This is a genomic window from Telmatobacter sp. DSM 110680 (genome assembly GCF_039994875.1).
In the GTDB taxonomy this organism is placed as follows: domain Bacteria; phylum Acidobacteriota; class Terriglobia; order Terriglobales; family Acidobacteriaceae; genus Telmatobacter.
The window spans coordinates 373,509-396,174 of record NZ_CP121196.1; the positions used below are offsets into that span (position 1 = coordinate 373,509).

General features: G+C 54.9%; 17 protein-coding genes and 1 riboswitch. Of the genes, 9 read left to right on the forward strand and 8 right to left on the reverse strand.

What is annotated here, in order from left to right:
- Positions 1 to 93 precede the first annotated feature (93 nt).
- The gene (locus P8935_RS01495) at positions 94 to 1,299 is read left to right on the forward strand and encodes a tyrosine-type recombinase/integrase (protein ID WP_348263243.1); all 1,206 of its coding nucleotides are present in this window, start codon (positions 94 to 96) and stop codon (positions 1,297 to 1,299) included.
- Between the two features lie 36 nt (positions 1,300 to 1,335).
- On the opposite strand, the gene P8935_RS01500 is transcribed toward P8935_RS01495, so the two are convergent.
- The 6 genes from P8935_RS01500 to P8935_RS01525 all read right to left on the reverse strand — a co-directional run bounded on the left by P8935_RS01500 (position 1,336) and on the right by P8935_RS01525 (position 5,230).
- The gene (locus P8935_RS01500) at positions 1,336 to 1,536 is read right to left on the reverse strand and encodes a helix-turn-helix domain-containing protein (protein WP_348263244.1); all 201 of its coding nucleotides are present in this window, start codon (positions 1,534 to 1,536) and stop codon (positions 1,336 to 1,338) included.
- Between the two features lie 211 nt (positions 1,537 to 1,747).
- Positions 1,748 to 1,984 carry a hypothetical protein gene (locus tag P8935_RS01505; protein ID WP_348263245.1) on the reverse strand — a complete coding sequence of 79 codons (237 nt, stop codon included), beginning with the start codon at positions 1,982 to 1,984 and terminating at the stop codon, positions 1,748 to 1,750.
- Between the two features lie 32 nt (positions 1,985 to 2,016).
- Positions 2,017 to 2,841 (reverse strand): hypothetical protein, encoded by an 825-nt coding sequence (locus P8935_RS01510; protein ID WP_348263246.1) that lies wholly within the window; start codon positions 2,839 to 2,841, stop codon positions 2,017 to 2,019.
- A 158-nt stretch (positions 2,842 to 2,999) separates the two neighbouring features.
- Positions 3,000 to 3,488 carry a hypothetical protein gene (locus P8935_RS01515; RefSeq protein ID WP_348263247.1) on the reverse strand — a complete coding sequence of 163 codons (489 nt, stop codon included), beginning with the start codon at positions 3,486 to 3,488 and terminating at the stop codon, positions 3,000 to 3,002.
- A gap of 508 nt (positions 3,489 to 3,996) precedes the next feature.
- A riboswitch (SAM-I-IV-variant riboswitch) is annotated at positions 3,997 to 4,103 on the reverse strand.
- A gap of 135 nt (positions 4,104 to 4,238) precedes the next feature.
- Entirely contained in the window at positions 4,239 to 4,451 is a 213-nt protein-coding gene (locus P8935_RS01520; RefSeq protein WP_348263248.1) for a hypothetical protein, read from the reverse strand.
- A 92-nt stretch (positions 4,452 to 4,543) separates the two neighbouring features.
- Positions 4,544 to 5,230, reverse strand: coding sequence for a hypothetical protein (locus tag P8935_RS01525; RefSeq protein ID WP_348263249.1), 687 nt, complete (start codon positions 5,228 to 5,230; stop codon positions 4,544 to 4,546).
- A gap of 202 nt (positions 5,231 to 5,432) precedes the next feature.
- On the opposite strand from P8935_RS01525, the gene P8935_RS01530 reads away from it, so the two are divergent.
- From P8935_RS01530 to P8935_RS01560, 7 genes are all read left to right on the forward strand, one after another.
- On the forward strand, positions 5,433 to 6,140 hold the full coding sequence (locus P8935_RS01530) for a hypothetical protein (RefSeq protein WP_348263250.1): 708 nt from the start codon (positions 5,433 to 5,435) through the stop codon (positions 6,138 to 6,140).
- A gap of 15 nt (positions 6,141 to 6,155) precedes the next feature.
- Positions 6,156 to 8,183, forward strand: a complete 2,028-nt coding sequence (locus tag P8935_RS01535) for a VWA domain-containing protein (protein WP_348263251.1) — start codon at positions 6,156 to 6,158, stop codon at positions 8,181 to 8,183.
- A gap of 61 nt (positions 8,184 to 8,244) precedes the next feature.
- On the forward strand, positions 8,245 to 8,880 hold the full coding sequence (locus P8935_RS01540) for an HD domain-containing protein (RefSeq protein WP_348263252.1): 636 nt from the start codon (positions 8,245 to 8,247) through the stop codon (positions 8,878 to 8,880).
- A 46-nt stretch (positions 8,881 to 8,926) separates the two neighbouring features.
- On the forward strand, positions 8,927 to 9,334 hold the full coding sequence (locus tag P8935_RS01545) for a hypothetical protein (protein ID WP_348263253.1): 408 nt from the start codon (positions 8,927 to 8,929) through the stop codon (positions 9,332 to 9,334).
- A 157-nt stretch (positions 9,335 to 9,491) separates the two neighbouring features.
- Positions 9,492 to 12,545 (forward strand): PD-(D/E)XK nuclease family protein, encoded by a 3,054-nt coding sequence (locus P8935_RS01550; protein WP_348263254.1) that lies wholly within the window; start codon positions 9,492 to 9,494, stop codon positions 12,543 to 12,545.
- Positions 12,538 to 15,804 carry a UvrD-helicase domain-containing protein gene (locus P8935_RS01555; protein WP_348263255.1) on the forward strand — a complete coding sequence of 1,089 codons (3,267 nt, stop codon included), beginning with the start codon at positions 12,538 to 12,540 and terminating at the stop codon, positions 15,802 to 15,804. Before P8935_RS01550 ends, P8935_RS01555 begins: the two co-directional genes overlap by 8 nt.
- Positions 15,805 to 15,827: 23 nt before the next feature.
- Complete coding sequence (locus P8935_RS01560; protein ID WP_348263256.1) at positions 15,828 to 16,817, forward strand: hypothetical protein; 990 nt, start codon at positions 15,828 to 15,830, stop codon at positions 16,815 to 16,817.
- Between the two features lie 432 nt (positions 16,818 to 17,249).
- Here the strand turns inward: P8935_RS01560 and P8935_RS01565 are convergent, their stop codons facing one another.
- Together P8935_RS01565 and P8935_RS01570 are read right to left on the reverse strand one after the other, a co-directional pair.
- A complete protein-coding gene (locus P8935_RS01565) occupies positions 17,250 to 17,966 on the reverse strand; it encodes a hypothetical protein (protein WP_348263257.1) in 717 nt (238 codons plus the stop codon).
- Positions 17,967 to 18,827: 861 nt separating this feature from the next.
- On the reverse strand, positions 18,828 to 19,328 hold the full coding sequence (locus P8935_RS01570) for a hypothetical protein (protein WP_348263258.1): 501 nt from the start codon (positions 19,326 to 19,328) through the stop codon (positions 18,828 to 18,830).
- Between the two features lie 370 nt (positions 19,329 to 19,698).
- Here P8935_RS01570 and P8935_RS01575 point away from each other — a divergent pair, with 370 nt between their 5' ends.
- Entirely contained in the window at positions 19,699 to 21,240 is a 1,542-nt protein-coding gene (locus P8935_RS01575; protein WP_348263259.1) for a cytochrome c peroxidase, read from the forward strand.
- Positions 21,241 to 22,666 lie beyond the last annotated feature (1,426 nt).

Sequence of the window (22,666 nt, forward strand, 5' to 3'; positions counted from 1 at the left end):
CAAGCATAACTAAACACAATATAATCATACAGTTAATTATTCACAAGAGCCCGTGCTATGGTCATGCTAATGTAATTGGCAAGGAAAAGCGCCGTGGCGAACAGCAAAGTGGCTCTGGTGAGAAGAGTCAAAACGGACAAAGGCTGGAGATATTACCCGGCCGCTTACGCCGCGAACGGTAAGGTACAACCCGGACTGGTCATCGCCGATGATAAGGAAGTCAAGTACACGGTTGGGCACTACGCGCTGCGGTACTACCAGGGAACGAGGCTCATCTTTGAGGCTCTCAAGGGAGCCACTCCCGCCGGAGCCGAAGCCAAGCGCATGTTGAAGGAATCGCGCCTATCGGCATTGATCGTCGCAAGAGAAGCCGGAATCGCCATCAAGACATCCGATCCTTTGAAGCGTAAGACTCTCGCTGCCCAGCTCAGTCAATTCCTAACGGACACCGCAGACCGTGGATCACTGAAGGCTTTCGAAGCTTATCGGCTGGCTTGTGGCGAGTTCTTGAAGGTGATCGGACGTCAGTATGCTGACGAGATTGAGCCGGAAGACATCGTGAAGTTCCAGAAAGCACTCGCCGAACGCGGCATGAGCGCACGAACGGTGAGCAACCGCCACACGAACGTGAAGACGTTCCTGAAGTTCTTGGAATACGACACCAAGAAATTGCCCAAGCCCCCCAAGTATGACAAGACCATGCCGGAAATCTATTCCGACAAAGAGCTGAACTCATTGTTCAAAGCCGTGACCTGTCCAAGGGAAAACCTCCTTTACCGGCTACTGCTCCAGACCGGTGTGCGAGAACAGGAAGCGATGTTTCTTGAATGGGAAGACATTGATCGTGAAACGAAGGTGCTGAGACTGCGATCGAAGGTCAAGCGGTGGGGATTCAGGCTGAAGGACTTTGAAGAGCGCGAACTGCCGTTGTCTGATGACCTAATTGCGAGGTTGATGACTTACAAGCGAAAGCATGCTGGTGTCTCTACGTTGATCTTCTCGAGGGACGGGAAACCGGACAGCCACATGCTTCGCACTCTCAAACGGCAGGTTCGGCGCGCAGAACTAGATTGTGGCAAGTGCGATGGGTGCCAGGGAAAGTACAGGGAATGTGAGCGCTGGTTTCTTCACAAGTTCAGGGCGACGTTCTGCACCAAAATGCACCGCAATCCAGAGATAGATCTTAGAACTCTGCAAAGCCTGATGGGCCATTCGGATTTGGCCAGCACCATGCGGTATCTGCGACCGGCAGAAAAGGTGCAAACCCAGGCGCTAGTGAATCGGATGAAGTGGAGCTAAATGGGGCTGACCCGGCGCTCGAAGCGCCGAGCCAGGTTAAGCCGCGATCTTGTGGGATTCCAGCCATTCAGCGATCTCTTTCGGATCGAATCGGACTGACCCCTGAAAGCGGTAGTGGGGGAGTTGGCCCTTCTGGGCCATCTCGTAAACGTGCTTGCGTGACCAGCCGATCGAATCCGCGACAATCGCGGCACCGACCAGTTTCGGCAAGCAGGACACATGGGAGTTGTTTCCCATTGTTCTGACTTTCGCTCGCCATAGTGGCCACCCAGCAAGCCATTAAGGATCACCCCGTGTTGGAATTGGATGTCCAGTCAAAGGCGCTCCGGCCCGAAGCGTCGCGCCTGGTACTGGGGCGCGCTCCGCGGGCCATTCTACCCTCCGCGACGACTCTCAGTCGGTGACGGAGTTGGTTACCCTCGGGCTTGATAAGAGGTTCTCCGTGATTTCAACCCTCATAGCCAGCTGTGATCTCACTCACCTTGAGTCGGACGTGGTTTGGGTTGTCCTTGCTCTGCCATTGAGGAAGAACAAACATCTCAAAGTTGATGTTCGCAGCCTCAGTTTCAAATCGACCGTTCCTGATGCCTTCAATAAGCTGTTCCTTCAACTCTCCGGGCACGTGAAACATGAGGAGGTTTCTATCGCCACTTTTCTTGATGTAGATTTCAATCTGCTTATTCATTCTCCGGCCTCTCAATCGCGCTGATTGCTGAATCAAATTCCATTCATCCCAATTCGTGCGACAAAGGCAGCGACGAAGACCCGAGATTCGAGTTCACTGAGCGTCAGCTTGCTTGCCGGGATCTTGCGTCCAGTGTGGAAGGTCTTCAGAATGCCCGAAACAGCAGATTCCTCCACGCTTGTTTGACTGGATACCTGCTCCACAAGAAAGGGAACTAGGCGGTCGTCCTCCTCGATGTCGCGGTGCAAGCGATCCAGAACATCGGACCACAGAGTTGGCCGTTGTTGGAGCACTGTACCGACAGCGGTTGCTAAGAAGTCTTTCGGCCCGCGTGCCCACTGTCCCATAAGCGGGGGAAGAGCGAAATCCATCCAGTAGGCTATATAGGCATCTTTCAGAGAATCCAAAGCTGCGCTCTCATCAGTGCTTGGCGCCCATGTACCCACAATCGGGAGGCATTCCCCTGTATCATCGATGCCAAAGTTGGGATGATAGTAAAGATAACCACGCGAACCGAGAACAAAATACTTAAAGCCCCAAACGCCACTCACCATGCTGTCTGTTACTGAGCAGCGAATTACCCATTCCGGCTCAGCCCCTAAAAAGGAGACGAGAACCGTTTCCGGATTCTCGTCCTCAAGCTTCTCCTCGGCTTCGCTCTGAAGCGCATCATTATCACGAAGCACTTGGATTAGTGCTTCTCTAATGCTGGGCAGAGACTCCGGAGCGATCTTGCGTTTTGACTTTCTCTTGCCAATGGTTCGAGCGATTTCAGAGTCTAGCGCTCTTTGAATGTCCACTGATGAAACGGTGCTCCATGGGTGAATTACCTTGGCCTCTGCTCCTGAAGTTTTCATTTAAAGCCTCCCTATCTTGCAGAGTGTTGCGATCAAGCAGCAAACACCCCACTTGATCGCTTCCTCTGTTGTTCCCGATGCACCAGGCCAGAGAGCCAATCCGGTGGCGTTGGGCATGCATAGCGTAGAAAGAGCCTGATGGCCCTCTTGGCTCCCGTTCATTGAATACCTCCTGCTGATCCAACGCTTGGCTCGAATATGTATACACCCGAACTCGCCGTGTCAGCGAGGTTCAGGATTGGCTGGACAAGTTCGCCCTCTGCAATCCCGCAGCAGGTTAGCTGCACGATGAAACTGTTAAGATCTGTTCCCTTTGCTGAGAGGATCCACTCGTTTCCCCTGTACTTGAATCCTTCCCAGGCCTGCTTACGCTTCCAGTACGTGAGCTCGAGGTAGATGTCGTCTTGCGGCCTGGAGGTATACAGCATCGTTCGGCGTTCATCATCCTCACGATATGTTGCGAGGTCGAACCAGTAGCACGATGCAATTAGAAATTGCGCGGCTCCGGGATTCGCAACCGATGGCAGACCGATGAAGTGAATGACTATCGGAAAGCCGGCCAAAAGAGCGGCCGGTCCACGCCAGTGCGGCTGGATAACCTCAGGGAGGAGACAGACAATCCCACCTCGGCGAAGTGCTTCGAGCATCTCTTGCCTATTCTTCGCTGTTTGCACTTGCTGACTGGGATCTGATTTGATTTCTCAACGAATCGCAACCCGTTCGGGATTGTCGCGCTCGCGTCGGACGAGACGGACTGGACGTGGTTGCCTTCGATTCTGTCTCCGAAAGACAATCGCCGTTTAGGTTTTCAGTCCGTTTCGGGTCATGGATCTTCAATTGGCTCTGGGGCTGCTGCGAATTAGACTTCGTCATGAGAATTCTCCTTTTAGTCGCATTCGACAGAGTGTCCGGGGCGGCAAGCTGGAATCAAATCCCCCGAAGTCCTTTTCCACGATGGCAGGCGGACCAGCCTGTGAACCACACGAAGCGACGAAACCACGTGTGGTCCTGCGTCTGAAAGCAATCGACTACTCCAGCGGGAGCGGTCAGCCGGGCACAACGCGTTCACGCACTCGCTGCGGTGCGAGGCCGGGACCGAAGCATGTTCGAGTTTGAAGCCAGAAAACACAAAACCCTCCAGAGCGGAGGGTCAACTCTTACCCGCTTCTTTGTTCCCCGTTGGGAACCACATCTTCTTTCGCGTCCACCTTGCCCGGGTCGGCAGGTTGGCATGGGCGTTGACCCAACTCTTGATGTTGCATAAAACGTACCACGGCTTTGGGACCGCGTTCAAGCGAGATTGAGCAGGAAAGTGCGAGCCGGCAGTAGTGGTGCAGTTTGACTGATCCACTTATAGGCGCAGCAAAACAGCTTGAATTGCCTAACCTTTCGCGGGCTCATTCAGGACCGCGCGCGGTGACCTGATTCACTTCCTCTTTTTCTTCTTCGACTTGAACTAGCCGTCTCATCGGAAGTTGCCTGTAAACGGCCGCGGCGTCTCTCAATATCTTCGCTTTCGTCGTCTCGCCGAGAGGAAGCGAGTCGGCAAGTTCTTCAAGCGATTCTGCAACAAAGGTAGTGTCCCGAACTATTCGTGTCGTCTTTGTCATGCCCAAAGTCTACGCCGCGCGTTAACTCCTGGGATTATCTAGCTGATAACAATGAGGAAAACCTCCACTGCCCAATGAATTAGCGTTCAGTTTTAGGGATTCTTCTCAAGCCACAGCCGGTATTCTTCCGCTTCTTCAGAATCGGTCAGGCTCTCTGGCACGCACCCTATGGCTTTCATGGTTTCGAAAATCTCCTCCCTGTAGGCGGGATCATCCTCATCATGAGGTTCCGGGTCGTCGAACATCTCTCTTGGTCTCGGCTCCTCTCCCTCGAATTGGCTAAGATCCTCAAACTCAACCGTCGTGCCCCTGGCAGGGAAGGTCTGATACGACAGCGAAGTGGGTCCCGGGATTTCCAATCCATGCACTAAAGCTTCAGTCGCGAGGTGGGCGATGTCGCCGGCGGGAACGGATACTGGTAGGCCGACGAAGTAGTTGGGAGATCCGTTCGGTTCCTTTTCCGGTGTCGCTTTGTTTACTTTACCGGTCGGAGCGTTCCACCCGTTCTCGCGCAACCATGATGTCTGGCGGCGGTTCAGTCGATCCTTGCCCTTCAGGAAATGGTTGCTGGAGACCTCAACTCGCATTCCCTTCTCACCATCGCAAGCGAACTGAACATACCGATCGCAGCGCTTGGCGTTAATGATTAGGTATTGATCTTCTTTCAGCTTCGAGAGCGCAAGGGCGAGCTTCTTGGAAAAATAGGTCCAGGCGCGGGATAGGGTTTTGAGAGAATCTCGATTGCGAGAGACGGCGCGGTTTTCGATGCTCTTACTCATGGCGCACTTCCTTGCCTTTCCCTCCGACAGCAACTTGAGATGAGGCTGTAATGCAGGAAGAGGAATGCTACACCCTAGCGCTTGATGGAACGTGGTTGCTGGCTAGGCAGGCGTCGGTCCAATAGAGTCTCGTCGCAAGTTTGGCCGCGGAAAGATTAATTATATTGACAATTAGGATTGTCACTGTAACAATAATACTTGTATGGTCGTTCCAGAAGAAAACAAGCTAACCGGACCAGGTTGGACGGTCGATGAGTTGATCGCGACCGCCGAGCAGATCATGTCGTCTGATCCAAAGCTGTTCGATAGCAACAAGGAACTTAATGTCCGGCTGATCAGGGATTACGTTGTCCGGGAATTCATTCCGCGCCCGGAGCGGGTGGGAAGGGAGGCTCGGTTTGGCCTCGATCACCTTGTGCAACTCCTCGCGGTGCGACTGCTCTTGCGTAGCCAGAAGTGGTCACTGCCTGCGATCAAGGCTAGCTTTACGACGACTAGTTCAGAAGACCTACTAAACGGATTGCTCGCGCCAGTAAGGTCGCGAATTGAATCCGAATTTCGGAAGACCACGGTGCAGGTACAAAGTCGGTCTCGAGGCGTCACCGAAACAGCACGAACGCCCGAGTTGAATGCTGCCCAGTTGCTCATTGAGCAATTTAAAAAACCAAAGCGACCTCAAGCCAAGGCTTTGGATATGCCGCTTTTTAGCAGGGCATCGCGTGCAATTCCGTCGCCTTCAGGGATGGCGACCCAACGAACGAGCGACATCAGCAGAAAGATGCACGTCGAACTCGAGCCCTGGTGCGAAGTTGTGATTGATGCTCAGCGGATGAAGTCGCTGACGCGGGAAGAAGTTGAACGCCTTGGAGAGGCACTGAAGAGCCGTCTGCGTGACGAGACGGCGCGCTGAAGGGAGCGTAAGTTTATGTCGAATGGCTTTGATCTCAGCTTGACTGCCGCACGGCCCGCGTTGCTGGCTGATCGGGACAATACCGTTGATGTGCTGATCCGCGTTCAGGCTCCAGACGCGCCGAAGAGCGGGCTTCCGGACCGCCCGCGCCTGAATCTAGCCATTGTGATCGATCGCTCCGGTTCGATGCAGGGTGAACCTCTGCATGAAGCCAAGCGGGCGGCCGGATTCATCATCGATAGCCTGAAGGCTACTGACCGCGCATCCGTGGTGTCTTATGACGACACCGTGCGGGTCGTCGCCGAGAGCCGACACGTGGAAAACAAAGCGTACTTCAAGAACGCGGTTTCCCAAATCCAATCGGGTGGCTCAACGAACCTGCACGGCGGCTGGCTGAAAGGCGCGGAGGAGGCTGCGGGGCATCTGGATCCGGAATGCAACAGCCGTGTACTTCTGCTCTCCGATGGCCAAGCCAATCACGGCGAGACGAATGTCGATGAGATCGCCACGCAGTGCGCGAAGCTGGCTGACAACGGGGTCACCACTTCGACCTACGGGCTGGGGCACTCCTTTAACGAGGAGCTCATGGTGGCCATGGCACGGTCTGGGCGGGGAAACAACTACTACAGCGAGGCTGCGGAATCACTGCTGGAGCGTTTTCATGAGGAATTCTCGTTGCTCTCGTCGCTTTGTGCACGCAATGTCCGCTTGCTTCTGACTCCATTGCCTGGAATCCGCTGCGAAATGCTGAACCTTTACGAGGCTGGAAAAGATGGATCCTGGCGACTGCCCGACCTTGTCTATGACGGCGAAGCCTGGGCCGCGGTGCGGTTGCATATAGACGCGAAGAGCTTGCCTGTTGTCGGCGAGATGTTGGCGCTGCTGCAGGCATCCGTGGTTTATCTCGATCTCGACGGGGCTGAGTGCCAGATCCCTGAGACTTGGCTGACGCTGCCGGTTCTCACCGAAGAGAAGTTCCACGCGACCCCCAAGAACGGCGATGTCATCCGCCGCGCAACAGAGGCGGAGGCCGCACAACTGCAGGAGTTCGCGAGCAAAGCTGCGAAGCGGCGTGATTGGGGCCAGGTGAACCGACTCTTGGCGACGGCGAGGGAAATGGCTGCGCACAGCCCATGGCTCGCCGAGATCGTAGCAAACCTTGAAACGCTGGCGGCGCAGCAGAATGACGTGCTGTTTAGTAAGGAAGCGCAATACGGGGCGCGCAGCATGGGTTCGAGACTCCGCTCTAAGACAGAGTTCGCCGCCAACTTCGCCGACAGCGCCGTGCCAAGCTACCTGCAGAGAAAGGTCCGCCAGGGTGCCAGCGGACATTATGGCCAGCCGCTCGAGGGGGAAAAGTATCAGCTTGAACTTTTCGACAACTATCCGGTTGCCCTGATCGATGGCAAGCGAGTTTTGCTGGATACCGGTTCGCCGTTCAGCGTGGGCAACGGTGACCGGTTTGAAATCGCCGGGCAGCCGTTCCGGTTCCAGGGTCAGTTGGGAGTCACTACCGACAAATTGTCGCAGTGGATGAACACGCAGATCGACGCCCTGCTCGGGACTGATGTGCTCTCCAAGTTTGTGGTCGCACTCGATTGGTGGAACAGCACTGTAACCTTCTCGCCGCAAGGGAGCAAGCTGCTGGGTGAAGACTTGCCGGTAGAACAATTGATGGGGACCCCCGTGCTCAAGCTCCGCACAACGGCCGGCAAGTGCAAAGCGTTGTTCGACACGGGCGCCAAGCTTTGCTACATGCCCAGGAGCGCCGTGGCGGACCTGTTTCCAGTCAATCACGTGAGGGATTTTCACGTGATGGGCGGACCTTTTGAAACGGACGTTTATGAAGTAGACGTCAAGATTGCCCAACACTCCTTCATCGCCAATTGCGGCGTGCTTCCAGAAGCACTTGCTTCCCTTGTGGGCAAAGCGACAGGCATCGAGTGGGTTATTGGCACGGATTTGCTCCGCCAGGGAGCGATCGGACTTGATCTTCGCCACAATCACGTCACTGCATCCTGGCAACCGGCAGGGACACCTTAGTGGTACCAATCCAACAAATCGAGAAGACGCTGTGCAAGGAGTCGCAAGGAGACCTGAAAACATGACTATGAATAACAAAGAGACTGAACAACTCCACCTGACCAGCAGATTCACGAGTGCCGTCGACTATGCGCGTCACATCCACATCGAGCGACGGAAGGGAACCGACATTCCTTATATGGCGCATCTTCTGGGAGTGGCATCCCTGGTCATGGGAGAGTCAGGGCATGCCGGGTTTCCGGTCACGGAAGAAATGGTGATCGCCGCCCTCCTTCATGACGCTGTCGAAGATCAAGGAGGATTGCCGCGGCTAAAAGACATCGAGCAGAACTTCGGTTCAAATGTGGCGCGCATGGTCGAGGGACTGTCAGACAGTCTTTCCGAGGATCCCGGCTATAAACAACCGTGGCTTGAGCGCAAACAGACTTATATCCAAAGGCTTCGCGATGAACCACCCGATGTCAAGCTCATCTCGGCGGCCGACAAACTCTATAACGCGAGAGCAATACTTGAAGACTACCGGGAGATTGGACCACGGATCTGGGAACGATTCAAACGAGGCCGACAGGACCAGCTTCGGTATTTCAATGAACTCCTCAATGTCTACACGTTTGCCGGAGGGAGCCGGATTGTTGAAGAACTGAAACATGTGATCAACGAGCTGGAAGTGATATCGAAGGATGAGGAACAGGCTTAGACTTCGCGCCCGCATCGGGACGATCAGAGTTCAGGAGGAAGTGTCAATGTGGATCTTTACCAAGTACGGCTTCTTTTCTATAGCTTGTGCCAACAAGGCTGAAAGTAGGGAAATCGACCCGAGCGTAGTGATGGTTCGTGCCAGGCTGAAGAAGCACTTGCAGAATCTGCAAGAAAGGTTTAAAGACACGAAGATTGCAAAGCTGGCAATAGACTCTTCTGCCGGGACCGACTACAAGTACAGGATCGTAATGCCTAAATCCGAGTGGGTGTCAGCACTATCGGAGATGGCAACGGAACAGACGTGGCGAAACTTCAAGAACGAGGCCGGTCTCTTTCAGCGCGTTCACAATCTAAGCAGTCGTTATGTGGATGCTCTGCATGAAATCTGGGGTGTGATGCACGGGCTGCAAGTGTCCGAGCACAATGACGCGTCGATCAAGAGGGACAGGTAACAGACAAACTCCAATCGTTCTGCTATCGTTTCTGCCATCTTGATATATGCTGGCTCGACGAAGGCAGGTGGCCGTTAGCTTGGTTTCGCCTGCCAAAGATCCGATAGAAGACCAGGGTTAGATCTAGATTGCAATAAGTTAGCGAATTGAGATAAAAGTGGACCCCTTCGTCGATCAATTAAAGCACCTCTGTGTCGCGTATCCCACCCGGTCGAAGTGGGTGTTTGTCCCGAACCACTCAATCGGTCTCACTTTGGGCGAACGGATCGTCCTCCAAGGTACGAACTGGCTCAATCTGCGATTCGTTACGCCGCCCGACATTGCATTGCGCATGGGAGCCCCGTTCCTCGTCGAACGCGGCATTGATCCCTCCGAAGAGGGACTTGGTCCCGCGCTCATGATGCGACTATTGCTCGAGCTTCCCCAAAAGGGTGGCTACTTTCGACCACTCGCTGACCAACCGACAATGGCACAAGCGCTCTGGACGACAATGCACGAGTTGAGTATGGCTGGCATCCGGTCAAAGGACCTGAAGACTGAAGTGTTCTCATCCCCCGCCAAGCATGGCGAACTCGTTGCGCTGCTCGATGCATACGATCGCTTTCTCAAGCAGAACGACCGCGGCGACATGGCCGCGGTGTACGAGGAAGCAGCAAAGCACCAGGATTGGTGTCCCATTCAGTCTAAAGATTGCTGGACTGAACTCCCCGATGTCGTCTGGAGTCCACTTCAGCGCTTGCTTATGGATTCGATGCCAGGAGAGCGGCTCGATCCGCAAGCGTTCAACCTTGTCGGTGTGTCTGTGCCGCGACGGCTGAAATCGCGCCATGCCCAACGCCTGGCTGCGGACCTCGGGACCAATGAGTTGGCCTATTTGATGAGTCCGCCAAGTGTGCCGGCGAGGATCACAGCTGAGGCGAAGATCGCGTTGTTCCACGCAGGCGGCCACGAAGCGGAAATCGAAGAGGTCTTCCGCCGGATTCTCGCTAGCGGCGCGTCTTTAGATCAGTTCGAAATCGCCTGCGCGTCGGATGCACACGTTGCGCTGATCTGGGAGAAGGCGCTTCGTCACAATTGGCCGGTGACACTGGGTCCCGGCATTCCCGCGACGCTTACACGTCCGGGCAGAGCGTTGATCGGATTCTGCGACTGGATCGAGACGGACTTTTCTGCCGGCCATCTGCGTCGCCTGCTTGAATCTGGAGATTTGACTTTTGAACTAGAGACGGAAGGCTTCACGGCAGGACAAGCTGCAGGTTTGCTCGCACGTGCCGATGCCGGCTGGGGCCGTGCAACATACAAGCTCGCGCTGGAGCGACTTCACAAGAGTTATGAATCTCGCTCCGCGGACCCGGATGGACCGGAAGAAGATCGAGCTGAGGCGCGGAAAAAGGCTGACCGTACATCAAGAGTTCTGGTTTGGGTCACGGCATTGCTGGCATCACTACCGGAGCCGACGTCGGACGGCAAGGTCCCGCTGCAGGCCGTGGTAAATGGCGTTCTAGGTTTTCTTGAGCGCACTGCAACACGGAACAGCGCACTCGATCACCGCGCGGCGATGGCTTTGCAGGATTATGTCAGTGACCTGCGCGCGCTCGAGGCATTCTCATGCTCTTTGTCGGAGTCACTGCGGTTTGTGCGCGAACGGGTGACCTCACTGAACGTAGCTCCAGAGCGCCCTCGCCCCGGGCACCTATATGCATGCAGACTCGCACAATTGGGGTATGCAGGGCGATCCCACCTCTTTGTTGTTGGCTTAGAGGAGGGGCGCGTCTTTTCGTCGTCGACCGAAGATGCGATTCTGCTCGATACCGAACGCGCTGGAATTACGGCCGATCTGCGATTGTCGACCGACAGGATCGACGAAGCCGTTTATGTCGTTCTGACGCGGCTGGCTGCATCCGGTGCCTCGGTCACATTCTCATATTCGTGCCGCGACACAAGAGAATTTCGCGAGACTTATGCCTCATGGCTGATGCTGCAAGCTTTTCGACTGCAGCGAGGCGACCCCTCGCTCTCCTACCACGAACTGAAGGCAGCGCTTGGAGAGCCGAAATCTGCTGTTCCGGATGACCGTCAGAGTGCACTCTCCCCCGGCGCATGGTGGCTGCGCAGCGTTGTCGGCACAGGCGAGACCGGAATTAGCGTTTTGGGTCAGACATTCACAGGCGTTGCGAATGGGCTGATTGCAGAAGGCAAGCGGCAGTCAAACGAGTTCACGGAATTCGATGGATTCGTGCCCGGTGCGGGGCAAGTGCTCGATCCTTGTGCACCCGAAGCCGCTTTCTCTGTGACAGAACTGGAAAAGGCCGCCGAGTGCCCGTTTCGGTTCTTCCTTAAACGCGGATTGGGAGTGCGACCCATCGACGAAAGCGAGCGGGACAAGGACGTATGGCTCGATCCGCTGACTCGTGGTTCGGAGCTGCACGAGCTTTATGCCGCGCTGCTACGTCGCGCCCGTAGCGAAAACCGCCGCGCGAACAATGGTGATGGCGAATGGTTCATGGCGCTCGCGAAAGACCGACTAAAGAGGTTGAACGAGGAGATGCCCGCCGCGACGGCGGAGATACTGGAGCGGGAGTCACGGGACTTTCTGGCGGATGTGGCGCTATTTCTGGATGCTGAATGCGCCGTCTCGCCGGCAATGCCAATCGGATTAGAAGTGTCATTTGGACGACCACTCGATGACGACAATGAGCCTCTGGCTCGGCCAGAAGCTGTTGAGATTGATTTAGGAGAAGGACTTACATTCCGGTTTGCTGGTCGCATCGATCGCATTGACAAAGTCGGTGAGGCTTCGTTCGAAATACTCGACTACAAGACCGGCGGCTTCTGGCGAGACAAATGGCGCGGAGTCTTCGATGGAGGACGCCGTCTCCAGCACGCGCTGTATGGACTTGCCGCAGCCGAACTGCTCAAGGCGTCTTATACAAATCCGAAGATCACGGCTGGCATCTATTACTTCTCGAGTCACCGAGGACACCAGGAACGCGTGAGGATCCCTGCACCGACGAAAGCTGCCATCGCAGCCGTCATTGGCGACCTGCGAGATCTGATCATCAAGGGAGAATTCGTTCGCACGCCAGACCAAGACAACTGCACGTATTGTGACTACGCCGCAGCCTGCGGCGAAAAGAATAACCTTCAGGCTAAAAACAAGCAGTTGGATTCAAAACTCGAGGTTTATAGAAAGCTGACCGCCCATGTCTGACTCGCGCGCCATCGACCAGGAATCACGCCGTATAGTTCGCGAGGAGTTGGTGACAAACATCCTGCTCGAAGCGGGCGCAGGCTCCGGTAAGACACAGATGCTTGCAGAGCGCATGGCCGCAGGCGTGGCTGCCGGTGTCTACAAAGTCGAGCAAATGGCGGCGGTCACATTCACGCGCAAGGCAGCTTCGGAGCTGCGCGGTCGCTTTCACCTCGCCCTCGAAAGCCAGCTTTCTAAAGCGCGTGAGACTTCTGTCGGCGATACGGATGCTGAGCGCATAAACCGCATTCAGTCGGCTCTCTCCAATATGGAACGCTTTTTCGGGGGGACCATTCACTCCTTCTGTGCTCGTCTGCTGCGCGAGCGGCCGGTTGAGTCTGGTGTTTCTCCCGGCTTCACAGAACTCGACGAGGTCCAGGACATTGAATTGCGCCGGCGAGTGTGGCGGGATTTCATTGCGAGCAGACGCGAATGCGGCGATCCAGTAATGATCGCCTTGTTAGAAGCCGATTTACGTCCGCGGGACTTGGATTCAGCCTTTGCGACAATTTGCGCAAATGACGACGTCGAGTTTCCAGCCGGTGAAGGCGCTTGTCCCGATCCGAAACCTGCTCGTGAGGCGCTTGAACAATTCTGGGTGGAACTGCGACAAGAGCTGCCCACCGTCATCGATCCCAAAACAACCTGCAAGATTCAGGACAAGGCACGACAGTTCCAGGGACTTTTTCGCGTCTCGCAACACCGCCTGGAGCGTCCTTCGGTCGTTGCATCTTTGCTGGAGATTTGGGATTGCGAATCCAAGATCGTCCAGAAGTGTTGGGCGGATGCTCCGGCCGAGAAGAAACGCCTGCGCGACCTGATAGAAGGGCTTCATGGCGACTTCCACACCAACGTCGTGGTGCCTTACCTGGCGCAGTGGCGTCAGTATGTTTATCGATTGTCGGTGACGCTTCTCATTCAAGCGCGAGAATCTGCTGGTGCGGAGCGCCGCCGCATCAACTCCCTGAACTACGGTGACCTGCTTAATCTGACGGCTCGTGTGCTCCGTGAAAACGAACCCGTACGGAGGACACTCCAACAGAAGTATAAATTTCTCTTGGTAGATGAATTTCAGGACACCGACCCTGTGCAGGCAGAGATTCTCTTTTGGTTGGCGGAGGACATTGCGTCTTCGTCCGCCATGGAGCACAAAAGCCCGTTGGACTGGCGGACGCTCCCGGTCCGGCCGGGGGCGCTGTTCGTCGTAGGCGACCCCAAGCAATCCATCTATCGGTTCCGAAGGGCTGACATCGACATCTACAACGTTGTTCGGCGGCGCTTCAGTGATCCAACAGTTGGTCGTGTCGTTCCACTCACCCTGAACTTTCGGTCGGTGCCGCAGTTGTGCAACTGGGCAAATGAGGTGTTCATAGGCCGTTTCCCCGCTGAACCAACGCTCTATGCTCCTCGCTTTGCTCCACTCGATGCAGATACTAGCAACTTGTTATCCGGCGGCGTTTACACCATCACTCATAGTTGCAAGGCTCAGGATGTCCAGGCACAAGACGCCGCTAAGATTGCGACACATATTCGCGCGGAAGTAGATGCCGGGCGCCGTCGGTTCAGAGACTTTCTGATTCTCACCAGGAAGAAGCGAGATCGGATTGCGCCTTATGCCGACGCGCTGACATCGCTAAACATCCCCGTCGAGGTGAGCGGAGCGGGTGCCTTTGGCGAGTCGACCGAAGTTGAAGCGTTGACGGTTCTACTACGTGCCCTTGCCGATCCGCAGGATGCCGTATCGCTTATCGCAGTTCTTCGCGGGCCGTTGTTCGGGCTGAGTGACCCGGAACTGTTCGCGTTCAAGCAAGCGGGTGGATGGTTCAGCCTGTTCTACGATCCTGGCGACGCAGCTGAAGCAATGCCGCATTCACGGACACACACCGCGCTGCGTGCGTTGCGGCAATACTACCGGTGGACTTCGATCCTCCCAGCTGCAGCGGCATTGGATCGCATCCTCGAGGACACCGGGTACCTCGCACTAGCGGGAACCACGCCGGGCGGCGCAAATGCAGGGGATGTCTTGCACGCAGTCGACCGCGTGCGTCGGGTAACAGAGGCAGGAGGAAGTCTCGCCGACGCGGCCGATTCCTTGGAGGCAGACAGCGAAGCGGCAAGCGAGGTTGAATCTCTTCCTCTTGAGCCGGGGCGTACCGACGTTGTAAGGCTGATGAATCTTCACAAGGCAAAAGGCCTTGAAGCGGCAGTTGTCTTCCTGGCAGATCCGGCTGGCGGTGTCGCGGCTCACGTCGATGTTCATATTGAAAGGACCGAGCTGAAAGCGCTTGGTTGGTTGAAGATTGTCCGAAGGAATGAAAGATCGTTCTCGACCAAGTTGCTTGGCGAGCACGAGGATTGGCCGGTCCACGAAGCCGCGGAAATGCCTTATCTGCAAGCCGAAGAAGATCGGCTCCTCTATGTTGCCGCTACTCGTGGCCGGGAGGCTTTGGTTGTAAGCCGTTGGACAGGAGGACGCATAAAGTCTCCGGCCTGGGGCGTTCTAAACGATTCGCTGTCGCTGGCGTCGGAGCTGTCTCTTCCATTGACCGCCAGCGTGCCTGCCGTCGGGCCGCTCGATTGCAGCGATGACCTCGTGGCGGCCGCCGCAGCCAACCAGGCCGCAGCGCATTCGCTTTCGTCACAGCCGTCCTGGCACGCGACCTCTGTCACGAACGAGGCGCGACACATCGCCAACATTACTCCTTCGCTGGTCGTCTCCGCTGACGACCCGTCGAAGGTGTTAGCAGTCGACTCGCCGTCCCATCGAGCCGATGCCGGCCTGGCATGGGGCACACTGATTCACGGACTTCTTGAGCATGCAATGCGCCATAAGAACGCTACATCGGAAGACTTGAAACGTCTGGGAATGTGGCTGACCGTTGAAGAGCCCCAGCTGCGTCAAGTGCTTGCCCCGGCCGTGAACACGGTCCTTGCTGTGTCAAAGCTTGACTTCTGGGATGAAGCCAAGAAGTCAGAATGCTCCGTGGAGGCTCCGTTTGCTTTCGCCGAGAGCCCCAGGGTGATTCTCAACGGGGTTATCGATTTGTTGTTCGGCCACGATGGACACTGGCGGATCATCGACTACAAGACCGATCTCGATTCGACTAATCTGGGGGCTTCCTACCAGGCGCAGCTCAACATGTACGAGCGCGCTTTGGGTAGTGTGGGCATTCAAGACGTAACCAGCGCCCTGCAGCCTGTAAGAAGCTCGGATGGATAAGTGATGTGTGGAACGAGGGACCTGTGCCATTCCATCTAGCAAGTTTCGTACCCGAATTTGACCAGGTATGCCTACAGAAATATGGGCGGACATACGATCTCATTGCCCTTGAATCGGTTTTTTGCGATCTCGCGAGCGGCAAGCGTCATCTGACGGCAAAGGACGTTGGCAAGCTTTTCAACGCAGAGACCACGCCTTACGGGAAATATTGGTCACGGCCCCACATGAAGACGCTGGAAGAGGCGCTTCGGGAGAAGCGTATCAACCTGAAGTTAACTGGCACGGATCGACAAGCGTTGATTGAGAATCTTCTTTCAGTGTTCCACAACATCGCAACAGTGTCGTTACTATTGCGGTTTGTTCATCCTCGGCAATTCGGGATTTTCAGCTCTCCGGTGATTCATCTCCTTCTGGTGACGCGACCTTCTGCAATTAGTCTTTATCTTGCCTATTGCGATGAGTTGGAAAAATGGCGCGACCATTTCAAGATGGCATCTGTTGCGCAAACTGAAACAGCATTGTGGGCATTCGCGGAGTATGCAAAGCTCGCAGACGGCGATTCCCATGCTGCATCTGCACTCCGTGAATTCGACGAGGACATGTGGATCCAGCGCGAGCGGGCTGCTCAAGTGATCCGCCCGTTCTTTCGCCGATTTGGTCGCCTTCAGCTTGCAAGAGTCTTGCTGGATGAAGACTGGATTTTATCCGGGAAGATCGCGGCTGAAGAGTACGAGCGACTGCTGAATTGTGTTTCGATCCGCCTGCACAAAAGACCCCTGACCTTTCAAAAGGGCGCCGCGCCGGCTCTTGTCCAGGAACTCGCAGACAAAAAGTACATTCGCGTAGAAGACCGGACGGATTTGGATCGAGTCTGGGAGACGCGGAACAAAGTCATTCACCCACTGGGTAAGCGCGCTGAACGAGAAGAAGTCGAGGTAATGATTGACTATATTGAGCGCATCGCTCTCCCGTGGGATGGTTCCAGTTTGAAGCGAACTCCTAATCGATCCTAGCCATATTTATTACATGTTGCGGTCTTGTTGCACTTTATCGAGTATGAGTCGCCATCTTCTCAAGTAGAAGATCTAACACATGCTCGATATTACGAGGCGTGTACATCGCTTCTCGCGCATATTTGTGGTCAAGAACAGCGTCAAGGTCCGCGAACCTCACCGGAAGGATGTTGTTGAATACGCGGACGGAAGCTTCGCGTGCCGGTCTGCTGTTCATGCCAGTATTGGCCCAGCAAAACAGCCAGAGGACACCTCTGTGCGCGGACTGTTCCGTCGGGGCTCACCTTCCAGTGGTCGTCGATAGCCTTGGCACACGTACCGTGTGGAATGGAGAGTCAACTGCCTGGTGGCCTCCTCAACAGATACGCTCAGCTTCATCTCTTCATTGCTCAGGTGACAGTATTGCTTCATATAGTGCAGTTAAGCGCAATCCTATGCAATTGTCTGTTGTCCGAGAATTCTGCGCTCCAATTCTCGCTTGACGGCGTTGCTTTCTTGATCGGCTCCTGGCCCGCAGACAAGCTCGCTAAAGTCGCTCCATAGAATGATTGTCAGGTTCTGTGAGATCCGCTTTAACAAATCCGAATCTCGGTGAGGTAGGTCGTGAGCCAATAGGCCCGGATCATTTTTGTAATTGTCCACCAGTTGCACGTATGACCGAGCAGCGTCTACGTCCTTCACCAGAAGCCAAAAGATGGGAAGCCTCGTACCAGCGCTCTCGATTAGACAATCGATATTCCGAATAATTTGGTTCCGCTGTGGATCGTAGCTCGTTTTCATTGACAAATCTGAACCCAGCTTGGCCTCGATGTACGCCAGAAACTGCTCGTGCTCGATGACAATGTCGATCTCTGATGAGCCTTCTACTGGATCGGGCATTCGCGCTCGAGTTATCCACTCGGGATTCCCCGATTCCAGCATTCTTTTTCGACTGCGAGCTTCGTAGTCCGACGGCGCTCGGACCGCTGTCCACAGTTTTGGAGTTGGAAGGGATCGATCATCAAATGGAAAGTTCAGTTCTCTATTACGCCGTCGCGCTGCGCTGACCAGATGCCCCCACCATCCCGCAGGGAATTGAGCAAGCAGAATCTGGAAGAAGTTCCATGTAACCCAGTCCTCGCTGTTGGGAGAATGCAGAATTCGGTCCATGTCTCCGGCCTTTCGGCCTTTGGGCAGGTCGAGCAATTTCTGAAGATTCAAGATGGGAAATGCCGCGCTTGACTGAGGAACAATGGATTGAACTGCCGGTGGAATTGCTCGAATCGGTGGCACAACTATCACCTGCGGATCCGCCGTTTTGTTCCCAAGGCCTGGTTCAGATTGAATTTCCTGAATGTGATGAATCCTGTTGCATTCTTGAGTGTGGTCATGCCAGAAAGCCAAGTCTCCGGTTGGATGGGTCGGGGCATCGAGAGAGTATTGGGCTTTCTCATGGATCTCATCAGCAGTCCACCGAAAGTCGCGGGGACTGTATTCCTTGACCCTATTTCGAATCGAGTAATCTCGGATACTCCAGCTCGATCCGCTGTTCCCGCGTTCAAAGAAAAACACGAATGAGTTTGGAGTGATCTCGGGAAGGAACAGCATGCGCCGCTTTTTGAAGGACATTGCGGAAGATCTCCTAGAGGAATCTGAATTTGCTGATTGAATTCGGTCGCGATTATACGCTCGTGATTAAAAGACCATCCGCCATCCCGAGCCATTCTGTTCTAGGTCATCTATACGGTTGAGGCGCTCGGAGATTGGAGATCTGACCCCGGCCTTTTCAGGGCGTAAATAAGCTACCTATACGACGTAGGAGCATGCTGAAATACGTGGTAATACGCATAAGACGCACCAATCACGAGTGGAGATTCAGGGTGGAAGAAAGCGCGAACAAGGGCTGAAGTCTGCCGTCTTTTTAAACCGTCATGAGATCAAGAGATGGGCTGAAGTCTGAAAACTTCAGCCCGCCTACCGAGTGCATTTGAACAATCCTTGATTGCGATCTGTCGCATACCCAGCTAGACGCTAGATGGGATCGCAGTTCGGGTCTCCCTTGAACACCATAACGCTGATAGGCGTAAACGTCCCCGACCCATCAATCATGAACGCGATCTGGTACTGAACTTTCACGTTCGGATCGCCGCCCTTCGAGACTAATTGAAAACGGTCACTGTATATACCGAGTATCGGCGGCACATCCGCAGGAGTGGAGGACAGATCCTGCTCGTGGTTAACGTAGTTGAACACATACTTGCCGCCGTTATTATCCGTTGCCGTTCCGGTCGCGTTCGATTGAATCTTGGTTGTGAAGGTGCCGTCGTGGTTCTTCGAAGTGTGAACAACAAAGTGATACTGACCGTTCAGCGTGACTTGCAATCCGCTGACACTGGAGCAGGCCGGACTGAAGGTTGCATTGACGATCGGGATGTAAAACTGTTGGGCGCTGGCAGCGTGAAGAATGCGGGGCCCCATCGTGCAGCAGATAAACGCAGCGCAAGCTGCGACGGCACTTCTCTTTGGGAACATGATTCTGGTCTCCTCTTCTCGGCTGCAACAGCCGCAATTCAATTCGTTCGTGGATACTGTGAGCGCGCCCCAGCGACCCCGATGCGATGTAGCCGGAAGATGAGAAGATGGGAAGCTCTCTTCACCCGAAAGGACCCTTGAAACTCCAAGCACAAGATTGCCGGAGGCTACCGGTACATTTCGTAGCACTGAGAACTGGTAGATTCGCTCTGCCAAGTTCGCGGGCGAGTGTATGAAAAAGCAGAGTTCATGTCAAGGAAAAATATGCCGCTCTGGTGCGCTGGGGCTTAACTTACGGACTGTTTCGTGGGAATATACCGAAAGACAAAAGGGGACCGTGTATCAGGCGCGTGGGAAAAAGGAGAAAAGCATGCGAATTGGAAAGGTCATTCACTACGGCATGCTGGCACTATTACTTCTCGGGTCGAAGTGCACAGCTTCGAATGAACAACCTTTGGACGCTCAGCTGCGAAGGGTGTTGCAGCGGGCTGGCTTCACAGGAAGAATCGAGTCCACACTGGAATCGAGGCTGGGTCGCTCCGTCAACCCCGCATTGGCGGAACTAGGCCGCTTGCTCTTCTTCGACAAGGCGGGCGCCGTCCATAAAGACAACATGTGTGCCGGCTGCCATGCACCCTCTAACGGTATGGGCGATTCACAAACTATGGCCATTGGTATTCAGAACAACGATATCGTTGGTCCGAATCGAACGGGGCCGCGGAATCAGCGCCGTACGCCATCCATTGTGAACACGGTGTTTTACCCGAAGCTCATGTGGAACGGGCGGTTTGCATCTGCATCGGGAAATCCGTTCGACACGTCACGGGGATTCGTCTTTCCGCCTCCGGAAGGCACAACCGAGTTCCCGGCGAACGATCCGCGCATCCCGAATCTCGCCTCGGCACAGGGCCAGATGCCTCCAACGGAGTTGACCGAGGTCGCGGGCTTTACTGGCACCACGGGGAAGTTCGACACAGCCAGCGGGTTGTGGTGGGTCGACCCGAGTTTCTGGGCCTTCGACGACGGAAAGGGTGATCCTCTGCCACCTCCCGTTCTTTATTCAGACCCCACGACCACATTCCTCACGTTCAACGACCCAATCCGGCGATTCCTGCTTGCCAATCGCCTGAATGACAATCCCACTTACATTAGACTCTTCCGGGCCGTGTTCCCAACCGAAATGGCAGCCAATGGAGGCAAGATCGATTTCAGCATGTTTGGTCGCGCCATCGCGGAGTTCGAATTCAGCATGGTCTTCGCTAACGCCCCCATCGATCAGTTCGCCCGGGGCGATGTGAATGCTTTAGATACATCCGAAAAGCGCGGGGCACTTCTCTTCTTTGGCAAGGCGAAATGTGTCGCTTGTCACGCCGTCACCGGAGCCTCGAACGAGATGTTCAGCGACTTCAGGAACCGCGTCATCGGCGTTCCGCAAGTATCTCCGCTGTTCGGCCCGGGCCTCGGCAACGTCCACTTCGATGGCGCTGGCAACAATGAGGATTTCGGTTTGGAGCAGGTCTCCGGCAACTCCGACGATCGCTACAAGTTCCGCACGGCTCCGCTCCGCAACCTGGCGGTCGCTGCAGGCTTCTTCCACAACGGCGCGTTCGCCAGGTTGGATGATGCTATTGCATTTCATCTCGACCCGAAGGCGTACGCACCTTCATACGATCCGACAAGAGCCGGCCTCGACCCCGACCTCACATTTAGTCTCGGGCCCATCGAGCCGGTTCTCGACCGCATTGACCCGTTGATGCGGCCAGTGCATTTGACCCCAACTGAGTTCAAGGATTTGGTTCACTTCATTAGGGACGGGCTGCTCGACGTGCGCGCAACCAAGACGTGCTCCACAATTCCTGCGTCCGTACCCAGCGGTTTGGCATTACCCCAGTTCCAGGGCTGCAATAATTAAGAACCCGTAGGGTGCTACCAAACGCCAGCCTCAGATTAGGCCACGCTCTCGGCCGAATCGACCTGCTGAGAGCGTGTGTCTTAATCCGTCAGACGGTGGTCGATCGGTCCATTTTCGTCTCGAGAAATAGTTTCGATCTATCAATCGATCTTTCAATTTCACGCACCCAACTCGATCTTTTCACACTTGCTTTGGATTGTATTCGCGCTAAAATTTGCGAGCTATGAAGGCCTATGTGACCAGTCAAAAGACTGACCAGGTCGAAGGCTGGCTCCTCGATATCCAATTTGGTGCGCAACCATCGTCCGAGTGCCGGTATAATTCTCGACCTTCAGCGGAAGCTGATTGTTCCGTTCTGAATAGGTTCGTCGTGTGCAGTGGGCACCATCGCTGTGCATTCACGGTCGATGAGTTGCCTGATGGCAACTTCGGAATTATGTGTATCTGTCACCCGTTTTTAGCTGTAAACCCGGGACTTAGCCAGCGAAGCTTGCTTATCGAGGCTGGCCCTGAACGGTCCAGCCAGCCGTAGACGCTGTTATCTCCATATGCAGATCGCGTGGGTGCGCGAATGCAATGGGAAAATTCAGTTGCCGCAATCATTCTCCAGTTGAAGCCTGCCTGAATTTGAGACCCTGGTGGGCTCGTCGCGGGCCAAGTATCCCGACCACCTTGGCTTGCTATAGCGCACGGCCCCGACTGCGAAATGGACAACCGGCTACACGGAATTTCTCTATTAACTTCAGGCCAAGGCACTCATCGACTTGCGTCCCTCTGCTGCTGAACCACCAGTTGGTCAGGTCGCCCGAGAAAAACCTCCGATGGCAAGTACCGCCGCCACTCCACGCAAAGGGGGCACTTGACGGTAATGGATTGGAACGGGAACTCTTTGGCCCCGGATGGCACGTTGCGGCGGCATCCTTTGCACGTGACCACGAAGCTTTTGCGGCCCAACGGCGTCGAGAACATGCCAGAATGATAGGAAATCCATCACAAGAAACCAGTGAGCAACAGCACACTGAGTTTCAGGGCTGAAGGACGCCCGAGCCGTCATTAACCGGCGGCAATATGGACAAACTAACCCGTGATGCTAATCACATCTCCGGCATTGCAGAAATCTGACTATTCCTTAAAGCACCCGTTTTGGGCTGCTGATTCTAGCGGGTTGTGCCCCGAACGGATGTGCCTTGTGAACCAGTCTTCTCAGAGAACCAATCACTCCTATCTCCGGATTCCGCTTACCGTCACTATCCGAACTCATTTCACTAAGGGATCAGATGATTCCGATGATGACGTATCGGAGTTGAGTTGGCTTCTCTGTTATCGGCTGATGGTGCTTCGGCCTGCTTTGCAACGTGTCAATGAACTCCGAAATATTGCAGCCACCGCACCACGCCCAATAACTATAGAAAGTGCGACTCTTCTA

What these genes read in the sequence shown, in the direction of transcription:
- P8935_RS01505 (WP_348263245.1), bottom strand. Translation starts at nt 1,984, where the DNA reads ATGAATAAGCAGATTGAAATCTACATCAAGAAAAGTGGCGATAGAAAC.
- P8935_RS01555 (WP_348263255.1), top strand. Translation starts at nt 12,538, where the DNA reads ATGTCTGACTCGCGCGCCATCGACCAGGAATCACGCCGTATAGTTCGC.
- P8935_RS01500 (WP_348263244.1), bottom strand. Translation starts at nt 1,536, where the DNA reads ATGGGAAACAACTCCCATGTGTCCTGCTTGCCGAAACTGGTCGGTGCC.
- P8935_RS01575 (WP_348263259.1), top strand. Translation starts at nt 19,699, where the DNA reads ATGCGAATTGGAAAGGTCATTCACTACGGCATGCTGGCACTATTACTT.
- P8935_RS01530 (WP_348263250.1), top strand. Translation starts at nt 5,433, where the DNA reads ATGGTCGTTCCAGAAGAAAACAAGCTAACCGGACCAGGTTGGACGGTC.
- P8935_RS01565 (WP_348263257.1), bottom strand. Translation starts at nt 17,966, where the DNA reads ATGGACCGAATTCTGCATTCTCCCAACAGCGAGGACTGGGTTACATGG.
- P8935_RS01510 (WP_348263246.1), bottom strand. Translation starts at nt 2,841, where the DNA reads ATGAAAACTTCAGGAGCAGAGGCCAAGGTAATTCACCCATGGAGCACC.
- P8935_RS01570 (WP_348263258.1), bottom strand. Translation starts at nt 19,328, where the DNA reads ATGTTCCCAAAGAGAAGTGCCGTCGCAGCTTGCGCTGCGTTTATCTGC.
- P8935_RS01520 (WP_348263248.1), bottom strand. Translation starts at nt 4,451, where the DNA reads ATGACAAAGACGACACGAATAGTTCGGGACACTACCTTTGTTGCAGAA.
- P8935_RS01540 (WP_348263252.1), top strand. Translation starts at nt 8,245, where the DNA reads ATGACTATGAATAACAAAGAGACTGAACAACTCCACCTGACCAGCAGA.
- P8935_RS01515 (WP_348263247.1), bottom strand. Translation starts at nt 3,488, where the DNA reads ATGCTCGAAGCACTTCGCCGAGGTGGGATTGTCTGTCTCCTCCCTGAG.
- P8935_RS01535 (WP_348263251.1), top strand. Translation starts at nt 6,156, where the DNA reads ATGTCGAATGGCTTTGATCTCAGCTTGACTGCCGCACGGCCCGCGTTG.
- P8935_RS01545 (WP_348263253.1), top strand. Translation starts at nt 8,927, where the DNA reads ATGTGGATCTTTACCAAGTACGGCTTCTTTTCTATAGCTTGTGCCAAC.
- P8935_RS01525 (WP_348263249.1), bottom strand. Translation starts at nt 5,230, where the DNA reads ATGAGTAAGAGCATCGAAAACCGCGCCGTCTCTCGCAATCGAGATTCT.